This is a genomic window from Paenibacillus sp. FSL H7-0716 (genome assembly GCF_038002705.1).
Classification (GTDB): Bacteria; Bacillota; Bacilli; order Paenibacillales; family Paenibacillaceae; genus Paenibacillus_AQ; species Paenibacillus_AQ odorifer.
This window is the reverse complement of sequence record NZ_JBBODA010000021.1, coordinates 36,191-52,010: the sequence shown is the minus strand read 5'-3', so window position 1 is coordinate 52,010 and position 15,820 is coordinate 36,191. Positions and strand designations below refer to the sequence as shown.

General features: G+C 47.1%; 11 protein-coding genes. All 11 read right to left on the bottom strand.

From position 1 onward, the window contains the following. Positions 1–7 precede the first annotated feature (7 nt). Positions 8–1,270, bottom strand: a complete 1,263-nt coding sequence (ftsA, locus tag MHH60_RS22785; protein WP_076136520.1) for a cell division protein FtsA — start codon at positions 1,268–1,270, stop codon at positions 8–10. A 343-nt stretch (positions 1,271–1,613) separates the two neighbouring features. Further along, positions 1,614–2,369 carry a cell division protein FtsQ/DivIB gene (locus tag MHH60_RS22780; RefSeq protein ID WP_076136522.1) on the bottom strand — a complete coding sequence of 252 codons (756 nt, stop codon included), beginning with the start codon at positions 2,367–2,369 and terminating at the stop codon, positions 1,614–1,616. A 65-nt stretch (positions 2,370–2,434) separates the two neighbouring features. Then, the gene (gene murA / locus MHH60_RS22775; RefSeq protein ID WP_036683642.1) at positions 2,435–3,718 is read right to left on the bottom strand and encodes a UDP-N-acetylglucosamine 1-carboxyvinyltransferase; all 1,284 of its coding nucleotides are present in this window, start codon (positions 3,716–3,718) and stop codon (positions 2,435–2,437) included. A 205-nt stretch (positions 3,719–3,923) separates the two neighbouring features. Continuing rightward, positions 3,924–5,036 (bottom strand): undecaprenyldiphospho-muramoylpentapeptide beta-N-acetylglucosaminyltransferase, encoded by a 1,113-nt coding sequence (murG, locus tag MHH60_RS22770; protein WP_076136524.1) that lies wholly within the window; start codon positions 5,034–5,036, stop codon positions 3,924–3,926. 5 nt (positions 5,037–5,041) lie between these two features. Then, positions 5,042–6,139: a stage V sporulation protein E gene (spoVE, locus tag MHH60_RS22765; protein WP_036683647.1), complete on the bottom strand. Its 1,098-nt coding sequence runs from the start codon at positions 6,137–6,139 to the stop codon at positions 5,042–5,044. 49 nt (positions 6,140–6,188) lie between these two features. Next, entirely contained in the window at positions 6,189–7,610 is a 1,422-nt protein-coding gene (murD, locus tag MHH60_RS22760; RefSeq protein ID WP_076136526.1) for a UDP-N-acetylmuramoyl-L-alanine--D-glutamate ligase, read from the bottom strand. Between the two features lie 3 nt (positions 7,611–7,613). Next, positions 7,614–8,579 (bottom strand): phospho-N-acetylmuramoyl-pentapeptide-transferase, encoded by a 966-nt coding sequence (mraY, locus tag MHH60_RS22755; RefSeq protein WP_036683653.1) that lies wholly within the window; start codon positions 8,577–8,579, stop codon positions 7,614–7,616. Positions 8,580–8,600: 21 nt separating this feature from the next. After that, complete coding sequence (locus tag MHH60_RS22750) at positions 8,601–10,007, bottom strand: UDP-N-acetylmuramoyl-tripeptide--D-alanyl-D-alanine ligase (protein WP_076136528.1); 1,407 nt, start codon at positions 10,005–10,007, stop codon at positions 8,601–8,603. Further along, entirely contained in the window at positions 10,004–11,491 is a 1,488-nt protein-coding gene (locus MHH60_RS22745) for a UDP-N-acetylmuramoyl-L-alanyl-D-glutamate--2,6-diaminopimelate ligase (RefSeq protein WP_038572864.1), read from the bottom strand. Before MHH60_RS22745 ends, MHH60_RS22750 begins: the two co-directional genes overlap by 4 nt. A gap of 55 nt (positions 11,492–11,546) precedes the next feature. Then, positions 11,547–13,472 (bottom strand): stage V sporulation protein D, encoded by a 1,926-nt coding sequence (locus MHH60_RS22740; RefSeq protein WP_076136530.1) that lies wholly within the window; start codon positions 13,470–13,472, stop codon positions 11,547–11,549. A gap of 79 nt (positions 13,473–13,551) precedes the next feature. After that, a complete protein-coding gene (locus tag MHH60_RS22735) occupies positions 13,552–15,786 on the bottom strand; it encodes a penicillin-binding transpeptidase domain-containing protein (RefSeq protein WP_076136532.1) in 2,235 nt (744 codons plus the stop codon). Between the last annotated feature and the right edge of the window lie 34 nt (positions 15,787–15,820).

Sequence of the window (15,820 nt, the reverse complement as noted above, 5' to 3'; positions counted from 1 at the left end):
CTTACACTTATATAAACTCGCTAAACATATTTTTTAGACGCTCCACAAATCCGGGCTTCTGAACAGTTTCCTGACTCGGAGTGGCGTTCTGCTTGCTCCGGTTGACCGTCTTTTTGTTGCTGCTTCCACCACTGTTTCTTCCACGGAAACTACGGACAACATTATGCAGAATACCGACACCGCCGGTAAACCCAGGGTCCCGTACACCGATATAATCCGGCACGGCGATGCGTACAGATGCAGCCAGCTCAGTCTGAGCAGCCTTCAATACACCCGGCATCGAGACAGTCCCACCTGTTAGTATATAACCTCCAGGCAGTTCACTGTAACCAAGCCGTTTAACTTCTTGACGAATCAGGTGGAATATTTCTTGCACCCTTGGCTCGATAATGGCCGCCAGATCCTCTTGGTTAAATTCCTTCTCCACGTTACTGCCAATGCGCAATACCTTGAAGACAACGTCTGAGGCTGCATCGTCAATCCAAGCACAACCATATTTAAGCTTTACCTTCTCCGCTTGATCAGTAAGTGTCCGAAGTCCGTAGGCAATATCATTGGTTACGAATTCTCCTCCGATCGGAATCGTGGAGGTTGCACTAAGAGAACCCTCTTCGTATATGGCTATTGTTGTTGAGCCCGCACCGATATCAACCAGAACAGATCCCATCGATTTCTCGTCCTTGGACAGCGCCAATCCACCAGCTCCAAGAGACATCAGCACAAGATCCTTTACCTTCAGCCCTGATTTCTCAACACAGCGTAGTAGATTATGTATTGGCGTCTTAGCACCCGTAATGATTGTTGCCTCAACTTCCAGACGAACACCAATCATTCCACGCGGGTCTTGAATTCCTTCAAGACCATCGACGATAAATTGTTTGGGAACAACATCAATCACTTCACGCTCCGGAGGCATAGCAATGACTTCCGCAGCTTTAATTACGCGATCGATATCATCATCACCGATTTCACGATCCTCATTCTGAACGGCCACAACACCGTGGCTGGATTGCAGGCCAATATGATTACCGGAAATGCCTACATAAACCTCTGATATTTGAATACCCACCATCTGCTCTGCATGATCTATAGCACTTTTGATCGATTGCACAGTTTGGTCGATATCTACAATCGCGCCTTTACGTATTCCTTCCGAATCGGCAGATCCAACGCCAATAATATTAAAGGTTCCATTGGTAACTTCCCCAATTATTGCCCGAACTTTGGATGTACCGATGTCCAAACTAACAATGATGTCATTGTTGCTCAAGTCCTATGGCACCTCCTGTTATAATCATAATTAATTGCATTACCTTATCCCGGTCCCGGGAAACTTCTCTGTACATATTCAACATACCTAATCCTTTCCCTCTTTTTTCTACAAATTTTTTGAACGGAATAATATTCCAACATCCCCAAATGTGAATAGTTACTCATATGTTATTGTAAAAATAGCAATTATCACAAGAAATATCGGCCTAATTGGTCATTTCAACCAAATATAGTACTATATCTCAAAAAAATCGAAGAAAAAAGAGGGATATAGCTTATTGCCCGTAACTCCGATTGTAGCATTTTTTTAACTCTATTAGTAGGGACTATTTACCTCCACACTACTCTTGCGCAACATCTTCTTCATCGCTTTCAACCTGAAAAGGAACATATGAATCGGCTTCTAGCATTTTAATGAGCCCAGGCTGTTCAGTCTCTATAATCTGATTCAAATAGGACACCTTGCTCTTTAGCAAAGAGATGGCTGTAATCACCTCAAAACGGGATCTAGTATAGAGCTTGATCCGGTCTGGAAAAGATAAGGTCGGCGAGGGAACAATCTCGGAGATATCACTTGTCAATTCATTAGGAATGCTTGCTAATGCTTGACAAAGCTTAGCCTTATTCGGATCTTCCGGGTCCCAGTTCGTTAATATAGGTTTCTCAACAGCAATTCCAGTCTCATTAACAGGCACTGCAGCTCCACTGGACAGAATCGCCTTTAAGAGGCCTCCCTGTTCCAGTTCATAGGCTACCGCAGGGAATTCCTCAATCTTCACTGTGATCACCCCTGGGAAATCCTTCTCCACGCTGACGTCTTTAATCGTCTTTAGCTTCAGCAGAGATTCTTCCACAGCTTTTGTTGATACAGCAAAGTATTGTCCACCTATTTTAATTCCACTTTGTGAGAGTAACTCTTCACTAGTAGAATACTTGCTACCTTGAAAATCTATCACTGTAATATGGCTAATAGACGATCTGAAAAAAATCACAGCAAGAAGTGCAGTGAAGAGCAGCAGCAGGATCGCCGTAATCTTACGGCTCATTTTTTTCTTAGGCTTGTCCTCTTTAAGAAGAGGTAATCGGGTTGTAGTCATTCTCATATTCTCCGTAATAAGGCCCTGTCTCCTTCTCTGGGAGATCTGGAAGGAGACAGGGAGCTTTAATTGGCCAAATCAAGTGGATCCGTTACAGGCACCTTACGGCTTATACGCGCGCCAAGCTTCTGAAACAGCTTCTCTATTCCATCATAACCACGGTCAATGTGATGCGCTTGCTCAACGACCGTAGTCCCTTGTGCAGCAAGCCCGGCAATGACCAGAGCTGCACCCGCCCGCAAATCAGTAGCTTCCACAGTAGCACCATACAATCTCTGAACGCCGCGAATAAACGCACGATTCAAATCAATAGAAATGTCAGCACCCATACGGGCCATTTCTTCCACATGTTTGAACCTTCCCTCAAACACCGTCTCCTTGATCACACTAAAACCATCGGCGAGCGACAGCAGCACCATGACCTGAGATTGCAGATCCGTCGGGAAAGAAGGATAAGGAGAGGTTACAATTCTCTCAACCGCACGCGGACGCCCCATGCAGCTGACATTAATTATATCATTGCATACTGTGATTTGAACACCAGCCCGCTTAAGCACATGAATAAGCGAAGTCAGATGCCCGGCGTTCGTATGTGTCAAGGTCACATTCCCACGTGTAGCTGCCGCAGCAATCATTACAGTTCCAGCCACTATCCGGTCCGGGATTACCTCGTACGTACAGGGATATAAGTTTTTGACACCCTGGATCGTAATGGTATCCGTGCCTGCACCGATAATCTGAGCACCCATACTATTCAAAAATTGCTGTAGATCCTGTATTTCCGGCTCTCTTGCTGCTCCCGATATCGTCGTTGTCCCCTCTGCCTTGGCGGCAGCCATCATAATATTCTCCGTGGCTCCAACACTTGGATAGTCGAGATGAATATCACTCCCTACAAGCTTTGAGCCCCGACAGGATATTCGTCCGTTGCTTTCCTCGATCTCCGCCCCCAATGCTTTAAGACCCTGCAAATGAAGATCGATTTTACGCTCCCCGATCGCACAGCCACCAGGCTGATAGATCGTTACCTCACCAAATCTGGATAACAGCGGTCCCATTAAAAAAATGGAAGATCTCATCTGCCGCATCAAATCCTCAGGTACATGAGATGTCCCCACGGCTGACGTATCTATCGTCACCGTATCCTCTTGATGCACGCACCTGCAGCCCAGCCGATCCAAGATGTCTAGCATAGTCTCGATGTCCAGCAGCTTCGGCACATTATGCAGTGAGTGAACTCCTTCGGCCAGCAGGCTTGCCGCTAGAATCGGCAGCGCCGCATTTTTTGCTCCATGGATACGAATGGTGCCTGACAGGGGACTTCCACCCTCAATCACCAATTTGTCCAATGTATCACCTCCGAGATTACCGCTCACCCACCACAAACACTTCCGATACAAGGTCATATGAAATGTACAAGATTATCCTGCACTACCTTTCAGGTTAGGAAGTGTTCTGGGTGATTGTCACGATTATAGGATTATCCTATGTTCGTTCCTCCAAGTGTGTGACAGAGAGCTGCCAATAAGGAAAAACCTCTCAAAGGTTTATGGCTTAAGACTGTTTACCGGCTAGTCTTCGGAGTTCGTTAGTGACAATTGCAGCAGAATCCCTTTTGCCCAGTCGTTTGGAAGCCTCGGACATTTTTTGGCGTACTGCTTCAGTTCCAATGATTGCTTGCACCGCTTCATAAAGCGCCTTACCATTCAAATCCTTCTCAAGCAGCACTACGGCGGCCCCTTCGCGTTCCAGCTGTCTTGCATTCGCCTCTTGGTGATTGTTCGTCACATTAGGAGAAGGGATAAGTACAGAAGGAATACCCAGCGCTGTAATCTCAGCGAGAAAGGATGCCCCAGCCCGATTTACGATTAAGGAGGTACAAGCCAAGACCTCCGGCATATTGTGAACATAAGGTAGGACATGCAGCCAGTTCGGTGTGCTACCCAGCTTCTGACGCAATTCAGCACGGGTATCCTCAAAATAAGGCTCACCTGTAACGTAAACATAATGAACACCATTACCCTTACCCACAAATGGGGCCATTTCAATCATGGCTTTATTAATAGCCTTAGCCCCTTGACTGCCGCCAACAACCAAAACAACCGTGCTGTTATCCGGAATGCCCAGCGAGGCAAACCCCCGTTGTGGACTAGCCGTAGTAACCGTCGTTGCCCGAGGATTACCTGTGTAGATTACGTGCTTGCTCCCCGGAAAAGCAGATTCTGTCCCTTCAAAGCTTACGGCCACTGTACTCGCGTAACGACTTAGAAAACGATTTGTTAAACCAGGGATAGCATTTTGCTCATGGATCAAGGTTGGGATACCCAGCCGGGATGCAGCGTAAACGACTGGACCACATACATAACCGCCTGTACCAATTACAACATCAGGCTTAAACTCTCTTAACATTTCTTTGGAAGCCTTAACGCCCTTTAAAAAACGCATCACCGTCTTAACGTTGTCCATGGACAGCTTGCGCCGAAAGCCAGTGATGTCGATAGATTTGAAAGGGATATTCTCTTGGGGAACGAGCTTGCTCTCTAAGCCACGCGTTCCACCAATATACAGGAAGGTAGATTCACTATCTTCTGATTCCAGTTGTCTAGCAACAGCGACTGCGGGATAGATATGACCACCTGTGCCTCCGCCGCTTAATACGATACGCATGTCTTTCACCTCGCATAACGGGATAAGTTCAATAGAATGCCCAGGGAGGTTAACATCAGTGTAAGCGAAGAACCTCCATAGCTAATCAGAGGAAGCGTGATGCCTGTTACAGGCATTAGACCAATGACCACACCAATATTAATAATGACTTGCACAGCCACCATACAGACGATGCCAACGGCCAAATAGCTTCCAAAACGGTCAGGCAGACTCATCGCCACCTTCATTCCGCGCCAGATTAGAATAAGAAACAGGATCAACACTGCCAAACCACCGATAAACCCCAGTTCCTCGGCCAATATAGAAAAAATAAAATCAGTCTGCGGCTCAGGTACATAACTGTACTTCTGCCGGCTCATTCCAAGTCCGAGACCCCCGAGCCCTCCAGGCCCAATCGCGTATAGCGACTGAATAATCTGGTAGCCTGCACCGAGTGGATCGGACCAAGGATCAAGAAAAGCGGTAATCCGCTGCAACCGGTAAGGTGCTGCGGCAACCAAAGCAACAAACCCAGCCACCCCAGCTACTCCTAGTGAGAGTAGATGTTTCATTCTTGCCCCAGCTGTAAAGACCATCATCAGGGCTGCGCCAAACATAACGGTACCCGTACCCAGATCCGGCTGGAGCATAATCAGTGCAAAAGCTGATCCGATAAGCGCTAACGGGGGAAGTAAGCCACGAGTGAAGGAGGTGATATCATACTCTTCTTTTCCCAGCCAATTCGCCAGAAATAGAATCATCCCCATCTTCATGAACTCGGAGGGCTGAATCCCGAAGGAGCTGATTCCGAGCCAGCTGCGCGCTCCCCCGCGAACTACACCAATGCCGGGAATAAGCACCATAACGAGCAGGATAAAGCAGACAATCAGTGCCGGCTTAGCCAGCTTTTTTAACACTTTGTAGTCTGTATTCGCTGTAACAAACATTGCAACAAGTCCCAGTCCTGCAAACAAAAGCTGCCTCTTTACAAAGTAAAACGAATCTCCATAATTGCGGAAGCCTAAAACAGATCCGGCGCTGTATACCATCACCATGCCGATCACCAGCAAAGAAAGAATGGGAATCAGCAGCCAAATATCGGGAGCATGACGAGTTTTGTTCATCAGGAGCACACCTCTTGCATCCGTAGTAGGGGCTTATCCACCCCCCTACTTAAAGGTTATGCACCGCCTCTTTAAAAATACACCCGCGCTCTTCATAGGATGTAAACATATCCCAACTAGCACATGCAGGAGACAGGAGAACGATATCTCCTTCTTCCGCCAGAGCGGAAGCTTCCCGCACAGCTGCTTGCAGCACGGCGGCGGCGCTCTCCCCATTATCGACGGAGATAATCTGCTTTAATCCTGCCAGCTGTGCTACATTTATTAGCTTGTCCTTGGTTTGTCCTAACGCCACCAAAGCTTTGACGCGTTCGCTCAGGACAGGCAGCAGCTCCATATAATCGGAGCCACGGTCTAATCCGCCAGCGATCAATACCACCGGCCGCTGAAACGATGTCAAAGCCGTAATTGTCGCTTTGGAGTTCGTTGCTTTGGAATTGTTATAATAAGCGGCTCCAGCCTTATCAGCTACATACTCCAGGCGGTGCTCCACACCGCGAAAAGAAGAAAGCACTTCGCTTAATAGAGAGGGGGCAGCTCCAGCGGCAATAGCAATTCCACAGGCAGCCAGCGCGTTCCCCACATTAAAGCGGCCCGGAAGGGCGATGGAATCCACATCCGCGATTATCGTTTCCTTATCCGCAGATTCGCGATAGATAATGTGGCGCTTCAGCTCATCATCTTGCCCCGTAATGTAGGACGGGCTAACAAATACTCCATGAGGCAGCTCCTCAAACAAGGAGAATGGAAGAATCGAAGCCTTCACATAGGGTACAAGTTCCCGGCAGACAGGATCATCCCAGTTCAGCACTGCTGTATCTGTAGCTAATTGATTAGCGAATAGCTTCGTTTTGGAATCCACATAATCTTTCATGCTTCCATGATAATCCAGATGGGTCTCTGCAATATTCAGCAGACAGCCTATCTTAGGCCGGAAGGTCTCCGTACCTTTGAGTTGAAAGCTGCTAAGCTCAACTACCATCCAATCATCCTTTGTAGCCTCTTGTGCAGCCTGACAGAGAGGCGTACCAATGTTGCCCGCAACTATAGGGTTCATTCCCGCAGCTTCCAGCATATGGCCAACCCAGGTCGTCGTTGTCGTCTTGCCATTGGAACCCGTGATTCCAATCATCGGCGCTGCACAAAGTCGATAAGCCACCTCTACCTCTGTGACCACTTCAATTCCAAGCTCAATTGCCTTTTGTACAGGGGGCGCAGAATAGGGAATGCCTGGATTCTTGATTACCAGACTTACACCTTCATGAATAAGTCCTTCCGGATGCCCACCGCATATAACACAAATTCCCAAAGATTCCAATTCGGAAGCTTCGGGACTTTGATCTCTTTCCTTTTTATCGTTCACCGTAACTACAGCGCCGCGTTCATGCAGCACTTTAGCCACCTGGACACCGCTTTTAGCCAGCCCAAGAACCACAACTTCTTCGCCACGATACATATCTGGATGTTTCATTCTCTACAACCCCTTGCTAATAAATAGTCCCACAGCAGCCAACACCAAGCTAACCGCCCAGAACGAAATTACCACACGCCACTCCGACCAGCCACCAAGCTCAAAATGATGGTGAATCGGGCTCATTCTGAATACACGTTTGCCACGGGTTTTAAATGAAACGACTTGAATCACAACGGACAACATTTCAATTACAAAAACACCGCCAATGATGAGAAACAGCAGTTCACTCTTCGTGACAATAGCAATTGCACCTATCGCACCACCAATACCAAACGAACCCGTATCCCCCATAAATACTTTAGCAGGGTGGGCATTAAACACAAGAAAACCAAGTACAGCCCCAATCATTGCCGCAGCACATACACCTGCCGCAATAGACGTAGCCTGCATTGCCACCACCGCGTATGCGGCCAAAGCAATGGCACTGACACCAGACAACAGCCCATCGACTCCATCTGTAAAGTTAACGGCATTCGTCACTGCCATCATCATAATAATGATGAATGGATAATAGAACCAGCCACCCCAATCAAAGCTGAAATCCGTACCTGGTACGCTGATACTTGTACTGTGTCCGGCATAGATCAGAAGACCGCACATCAAAGCACCAACCAGCAGCTGTCCAAATAACTTTTGACGTGCTGTGAGCCCTAAGGAACGCTTAAACACAATTTTGATATAGTCATCCAAAAATCCGATCAATCCAAAACCAAGCGTAGCTACAAGCAGTACATAAAAATCTGTATTCACCACAGAAAATTTCAGATAAGACAAGGTAAAAGCTACGATAATCACGATACCGCCCATAGTCGGCGTTCCCGCTTTCTTCAAATGGGTTTGCGGTCCGTCATCTCGCACCTGCTGTCCGAATTTCATCCTGCGCAGAAGCGGAATGAAGAGCGGAGCGGCAATGACCGCAAGGATAAAGGAAACAGCAATAGTCAATAACAATAGTTGATAATCCATGGGTACACCCCCTCCAATGATTTAGGTCTGTTGAATATCTTTATTTAGGCTCTGAAGCACTTCCTCAAGCTTCATCCCTCTTGATCCTTTAAATAGAACAATATCCTTAGCGCTGCATTTCTCTAGAAGGACAGCGGTTAGTTCCGCTTTATCTGTAAAAGCTTTTACGCGCTCTTTGCCGAATTTCTCTTCTGCTGCTTTGGCAATATGAACGGACAATGGTCCGTAAGTACATACAAAATCAGTTAAGGAAGGGTCAAGGTAGTAGCCTATTTCTTGATGAAATTCTACTTCCTCCGGCCCAAGTTCCAGCATGTCCCCGAGCACAGCGATTTTATTGCCACTGCATTTCATAGATTGCAGGACATCTATAGCCGCCTTCATAGAAGTAGGGCTGGCATTATAAGCATCGTTTAAAAGCGTAAGTCCGGAGGAAGTCCGAATCACTTCAATCCGCATGCCCGTCAACTTGAGCTTGCTCAGACCGTCCTTCATATTCTGCTCCGTAACCCCAAAATGACGAGCAACCGCTAGTGCAGCCAGAGCGTTAACAACGTTATGCTGACCTGGCAGCGGTAATGTAAAAGCATGTTCCTTATGACGGCTTGACGTAAACGTCATGCCACCAGTATGGGACATCATCCCTGTTGGATAATCATCATTATCCTCATTTAGACCAAATCGGAAGGTTCTCATCCCTTCTGGAGCCTTAAAAGTGGACTCTTGCATTACCTCAGTCAGCAGCGGTTCGTCACCATTATAAATCAGCAATCCCCCCGGCTTCAGCCCTTCAGCAATCTCCAGCTTGGCGCGGGCTATTTCTTTACGTGACCCCAGCTGCAGTAAATGCGACTCGCCTACATTAGTAATTACCGCTACGTCTGGTTCAGCCAAAGAAGCCAGCAGAGCAATTTCTCCCCGCGAGCTCATCCCCATTTCAAGTACAGCGATCTCTGTATCCTCAGCCATGGATAAAATAGTAAGCGGAAGACCGATATGATTATTGAAATTCCCCGCTGTTTTGTGCACTTTGAACTGCACTTCAAGCAGAGACATAATGATATCTTTTGTTGTTGTTTTCCCGTTGCTGCCCGTAACAGCGACAACCTGCGGAGCCACTTCCTTCAGATAAGCAGCGGACAACTTCTGGAGAGCCTCCAGCGTATCTTCAACAATAATAACTCCGCCACCTTCAGGTACCGGTCCTTTATCGCGTTGCCACAAGGTTGCACCCGCACCAGCAGCCAGTGCTGCGGCAGCATAGTGGTGACCATCGAATTTGTCTCCAGATAGAGGCACAAACAGGCAGCCGGGTGTGATCTTACGGGAGTCGGTAACGACTCCCGTAAGGGGTGTATTCATAGCTTCGACAGCAGCAGGTTCCCCTGCGCACATGGCAGCAATATTTTCAAGCGTTCTTGTAATCAATAGTTTCGGCCCCTTATAACTTCTTTAGCGACGATGCGGTCATCGAAATCATGAACCACTCCGCCAATCAGTTGATAGGTCTCATGACCTTTCCCCGCAATCAATACTACATCGCCAGGGCTTGCCATTTCAATAGCCTTCCCGATAGCTTCTCGGCGATCAACAATCATATGATACCGGTCAGAGGTGACTCCATCCTCTACTAGTCCTGCTTCTATATCCTTCAAGATTAGTTGAGGGTCCTCCGTCCGAGGGTTGTCAGAAGTTACGAATACCATGTCGCTATATCGTGCAGCGATCTTCCCCATTAATGGACGTTTCGTCCGGTCTCTGTCACCGCCACAGCCAAACACTGTAAGCACTTTGCCGGTAGCAAATTCGCAGACCGTTTTTAATACATTCTCTAGCCCGTCTGGTGTATGTGCGTAGTCAACGATAACAGCAAATTCCTGACCTTCGTCCACTGACTCCACCCGTCCAGCTACACCATCGATTGCCTCAAGACTAGTCTTGATATCGGCCAGAGAGACATCTTCCAATAAAGCAGCGGTAATCGCCGCGAGTGCATTGTAGACATTGAACTTACCAACCATACGGAGCGAAATGTCCGTCTTCCCCTTAAACGTATCTACATGGAAAAAAGTTCCTTTTGCGGTGATCGATATTTGCGAAGCTCGGACATTAGCGTTGTTATCAATGCCATATGTAATCACTTCCGCCGCAGTTTGGGCTGCAAAATATTGACTGGCTTCATCATCCGCGTTCAACACCGCATATTTGCGTTCTTCCTTCCACGGAGAGATCACATTTCCCAATCTGGAGAAAAAGAGCCCTTTAACCGCCCGATACTCCTCCATTGTATGATGATAATCCAGATGATCTTGGGTTAAGTTCGTAAAAATTGCCGTACGGAAGTCCGCACCCTTCACACGTCCTTGCTGAAGTGCGTGAGAGGATACTTCCATTACACAACATTCCACACCTTTGGAAGCCATATCATGAAGGGAACGCTGCAGATCTAGCGATTCTGGAGTTGTGCCTGACATAGGGTAGCTTTTGCCGTCATAGCGCATTTGAATTGTTCCAATCAGACCTGTCTTCATATTCTGATCCTGCATAATCCGCTCAATGAGATAAGTCGTTGTTGTTTTGCCGTTTGTGCCCGTCACCCCGATCATTCTCATCCGGCTGCTAGGTGAGCCAAAGAAAGCATTCGACATGACAGACATCGCAAACCGGCAGTCATCCACAACAATCTGCGGGATATCAAGCTCCAGCTTGTGCTCACATACAATAGCCGCCGCTCCGGAGGCTACTGCTTGCGGCGCATATTTGTGCCCGTCCACGGTGTGGCCAGGCAAACAAATGAATAGATCTCCCGGGCCTACACGGCGGGAATCCGTCTGAAGATCAGTAATCTCCACATCTCCATCCCCGTATAGTTGCGAAGTAGCAAGACAAGCAGATAATTCGTTAACTTTCATAGTAATCCCTCACTCTACATTTTCGGATACGAGCTGAAACCTTATACCTTAATCATTATTCACTAGATGCTCCCATATAAATCCTGATGGTTGAGCCCTGTTCTACTCTGGCCCCAGCCTTAGGAGCTTGATTGATGACCGTATTTCCTGTGCCTGAACGTGCAAGATTAAAATTCATATTTAAATCCTCATAGATATCCTGCACCGTTGCTCCGGTAAGATCAGGTACGGTCACTATCGGAGTTTCGCCATACTTATAAGTTTTGGGAAGCTGATCACTGCGCTCCGGAATCTTCATATAGTGCAGCGAGTCTTCCAAAATATTTTGCACGATTGGAGCTGCAACCACACCCCCAAATTGAATCCCTTTCGGATTATCCACGGCAGTGTACACAACGATCTGAGGATCGTCCGCTGGCGCAAAGCCAATAAAAGAAACAATGTGCTCTGTTGGAGAATAACGTCCATTTACAACCTTCTGTGCAGTACCCGTCTTGCCACCTACACGATAGCCGTCAATAAAAGCCGGCCGTCCTGTGCCTTTGGCAACCACGCTCTCAAGTGCTGCCCGCACCTTCTTTGATGTTTCCTCCGAAATGACCTGCCGCACAAGCTCTGGTTTCACCTCTGATACAGTCTCTCCAGTAACCGGATTAACCCATGCTTTTGTTACATGCGGTTTATAGAGATTGCCGCCGTTAATAGCCGCGGATACCGCAGCAATCTGCTGAATAGGCGTAACCGAAACCCCTTGACCAAAGGCTGTAGTCGAAAGCTCTACCGGACCTACTTGATTGAGCTTGAACAGAATACCATTAGCTTCCCCATTCAGATCAATTCCCGTTTTGCTGCCAAAACCAAAATCACGAATATATTTGAACAGTGATTCTTTTCCCAGCCGTTGCCCTAACGCTACAAACCCAGGGTTACAGGAGTTCTCAACCACCTGCAGAAAGGTTTGACTACCGTGGCCTCCCTTTTTCCAGCAGCGCAGCTTTGCGCCTGCCACCTCGATAAACCCCGGATCATAGAAATGATCATTCTGAAGATCTACTTTACCTTCCTGCAGCGCAGCAGCCAGAGTGATGATTTTGAACGTTGAACCAGGTTCATAGGTCATCCAGATAGGCAGATTCCGGTTGTAAATCTGCGCATCATATTCCTTGTATGATGCTGGTTCATACCCCGGTCTGCTAGCCATGGCTAGTATCTCACCATTCTTCGGATTCATAGCTATAGCCCAAGCACCCTGCGCCTGATATTTTACCATAGCCTGATCAAGCTCACGTTCCATAATGGACTGGATCTGTTTATCAATCGTCAGCTCCAGATTAAGTCCGTCTTGAGGGGCAGAATATTTCTCAGATGAGCCAGGCATAAGTCTTCCGCCCGCATCAGACAAATAAGAAATATTCCCGGCTATGCCTTTGAGCAGATTGTCATATATACTCTCTACTCCTGTAATACCCTGGTTATCTATACCTGTGAAGCCTAGAATATGCGCGGCTAAATCGCCGTAAGGGTAATACCTTTTGCTGTCCTCAGCGACAACGATGCCCGGCAGCTGCAAATCACGGATGCTCGCGGCAAGATCCATCGTAATTTTGCGGCCGCCGGGCTGAAGTTTCACCGACATTTCTTTTTTGGACAGCAATGTCATCAGCTTCTCCTCAGTCATCCCAAGCAGTGGAGCTAATTGCTGTGCTGTCTTTTGCTTCTCTTTTACCTGCACCGGTACTGCATACACTGTAGGTGTGGTGATATTAGAAACGAGCGGCACACCTTCACGATCCATAATTTCACCACGTTTAGCGGTAAAAGGAATATTGCGGCGCAAGGAATCTTCTACCTTCGCAGTCAATTCCTCGCCTTGAGATAGTTGCACATACGCAAGACGCACGACCAGCGAACCGAATAACACTGCCAGTCCCAGCAATGTCCACAGCATTCTCCGCCGTGTTACGACTTTGGAAACCTTCATTCCGTTCTCCCCCACTTTCAACAATAGACATGAGCTCTTATCTTCATGACTATTCGGGACAAACAGGGGTTAGAACAAGCTATGTTCCGCTATCGGAATCTGTTCCCTCATCAGCAGGCGGGGCCACGGGAATATCTTCGCCATAATCATTTAATGGCTTCATTTTCAAGGTGACCAAGGTCTTGCCATTTTGCGTTCCTACAATCTGTTCTGAGACGTAACCTTCACCGTCTACCGCAATCTCTACTTTTAGTAGAGTTAGAATTTCAAGTGCATCACGCAGGGATTCCCCTTTTAAATCTGGAATGGTAGGCTGAGCCCCCTGCGGACTTAATAAATAGATCCGTTGCCCTGTAGCAAGCTTCGTACCTGCCTCAGGATATTGACTCTCTACAGTAGATCCTTCACCAACCACTACATAATCGAAGCCTTGATCCAAAAGTGCTTCTCTTGCTTCCTTCATCGTCTTGTCTGTTAGATCTGGTGTAGTCCGAAGTGCGACTGTTTCAGTCTTAGCCGGCTTTTTGCTGCTGCTATCACTAGCCTCAGACGCCAATTTAGGTACTCCCATGTATTGCAGAGACTGGGATACAATCTCTTTAAATACTGGAGCAGCTGCCTTACCGCCGCCAACCTCAACGTTCGGTTCGTCAATAATGACAATAACAGCGATCTTTGGATCATCAACAGGAGCATAACCAATAAAGGAGACAAGTACTTTGGATTTCACATAATCCTTACCTTCAACCTTGATAGCCGTTCCTGTCTTACCTGCCACGCGATAGCCGTCAATATAAGCGTTGCGGCCTGTTCCTTTTACTTGGTCAGCAACAACCTGCTCCAAATATTCACCCGTCTTCTTGGCGCTTTCCTCATCAATCACCTGACGCACTACACTAGGCTGAGTAACCTTTGTCTCACCAGTGTTAGGGTTTGTGACTTCCTTAACTACATACGGAGTCATCAATTTCCCCCCATTAGCTATAGCAGATACGGCAACTAGCTGTTGAAGTGGGGTTACTAGCACTTTACCGTGTCCATATGCGAGTGTCGCAATTTCTATAGGACGTCCAAGGTTAGGGTTAACGACCCCGCTTACTTCTCCTGGCAGATCGATTCCCGTTTTCTCATTGAAGCCAAAATCATTGATATACTGTAATAGCTTGTCCTGTCCGAGCATTTCATATAGCTTAACGAATAGAACGTTACTAGAACGTTTCACACCTTCAAGAAAACTAATTTGCCCCCATCCAGCATGATTAATATCATGCAGTGCCTTACTATATCCCTTTATCCGGATGGACCCGGACAAAAATGTCGCAACAGGATCAAAAAGCTTCTCTTCTACTGCGGCGGCAAGCGTTACAATTTTGAAGGTGGAACCAGGCTCGTATTTAGATTTAATAGCATGATTATAGAATCCCGCCCCATCGGCCCCGGTCTTCCAAAATTCATTTGGATTATAGGTAGGCATATTGGCTAATCCCAAAATCTCCATCGTGTTCGGATCAGCAGCAATGACACTCATACTTTTTGGCTTATATTGCGCATACGCCTTTTGCATGGCCTCTTCTATATAATGCTGGATCGTACTATCGATTGTAAGCTTGAAATTACTTCCATTTACTACTGGCTTATAGGTATCTTGTGAATCCGGCAATTTTACCCCTTGACCGTCACTTTGATAAAGCAGCTTGCCATCGGCACCCTTAAGCTCCGTATCAAAGTATTTTTCCAGTCCCATGATAGCATTGCCGTCCCTATCTGTATAACCTAAGATATGTGCAGCTAATTCATCTTTTGGATAATATCGCTTCTGCTCTCTAACAAGCCCAATACCGGTCTCTTGAATTTTATGTTCTTTACCTAGAGCTATATAAAATTCTTTCACCTTATCGGCAAGCTCCTGATCAATCTTCCAGCCTTCATTACGAATTTCACGGTTCTTGAGGTAAGCACCCGTCTTTTCGTCCTTGGCTTCAACCAACTTACGCAGCTCATCCTCTGGTTTGCCGAGCAATTCGTGTAATCCTGTGATGACCTCTTCCCCGATGCCTTGTTGTTGAATCACTTCAGGATTCACCACCACGGTATAAGCAGGGACGTCACTAGCGAGCACACTCCCGTTACGGTCAGAAATCGTACCTCGCTCCGCTTTGATAGTTGAGGTATGCGCCCAAAGTGTGGCCGCCTTTTCCTGCCATTCCTCACCTTGCATAACTTGAATCCAGAACACTCTAACGATCAAAACAAGAAAAAAGAGGGTAATACACCCTCCTATAAACAGCGTGCGAAGTTTTATTCTTTTCAGCATAAGCGAACCTCACAACTTTTTTTATTGCGACCTT

Bases quoted from the DNA above. Each gene is read 5' to 3' on its own strand.
- MHH60_RS22780 (WP_076136522.1), bottom strand. From the start codon at position 2,369: ATGACTACAACCCGATTACCTCTTCTTAAAGAGGACAAGCCTAAGAAA.
- murG (WP_076136524.1), bottom strand. From the start codon at position 5,036: ATGCGTATCGTATTAAGCGGCGGAGGCACAGGTGGTCATATCTATCCC.
- spoVE (WP_036683647.1), bottom strand. From the start codon at position 6,139: ATGAACAAAACTCGTCATGCTCCCGATATTTGGCTGCTGATTCCCATT.
- murD (WP_076136526.1), bottom strand. From the start codon at position 7,610: ATGAAACATCCAGATATGTATCGTGGCGAAGAAGTTGTGGTTCTTGGG.
- mraY (WP_036683653.1), bottom strand. From the start codon at position 8,579: ATGGATTATCAACTATTGTTATTGACTATTGCTGTTTCCTTTATCCTT.
- MHH60_RS22745 (WP_038572864.1), bottom strand. From the start codon at position 11,491: ATGAAAGTTAACGAATTATCTGCTTGTCTTGCTACTTCGCAACTATAC.
- MHH60_RS22740 (WP_076136530.1), bottom strand. From the start codon at position 13,472: ATGAAGGTTTCCAAAGTCGTAACACGGCGGAGAATGCTGTGGACATTG.
- MHH60_RS22735 (WP_076136532.1), bottom strand. From the start codon at position 15,786: ATGCTGAAAAGAATAAAACTTCGCACGCTGTTTATAGGAGGGTGTATT.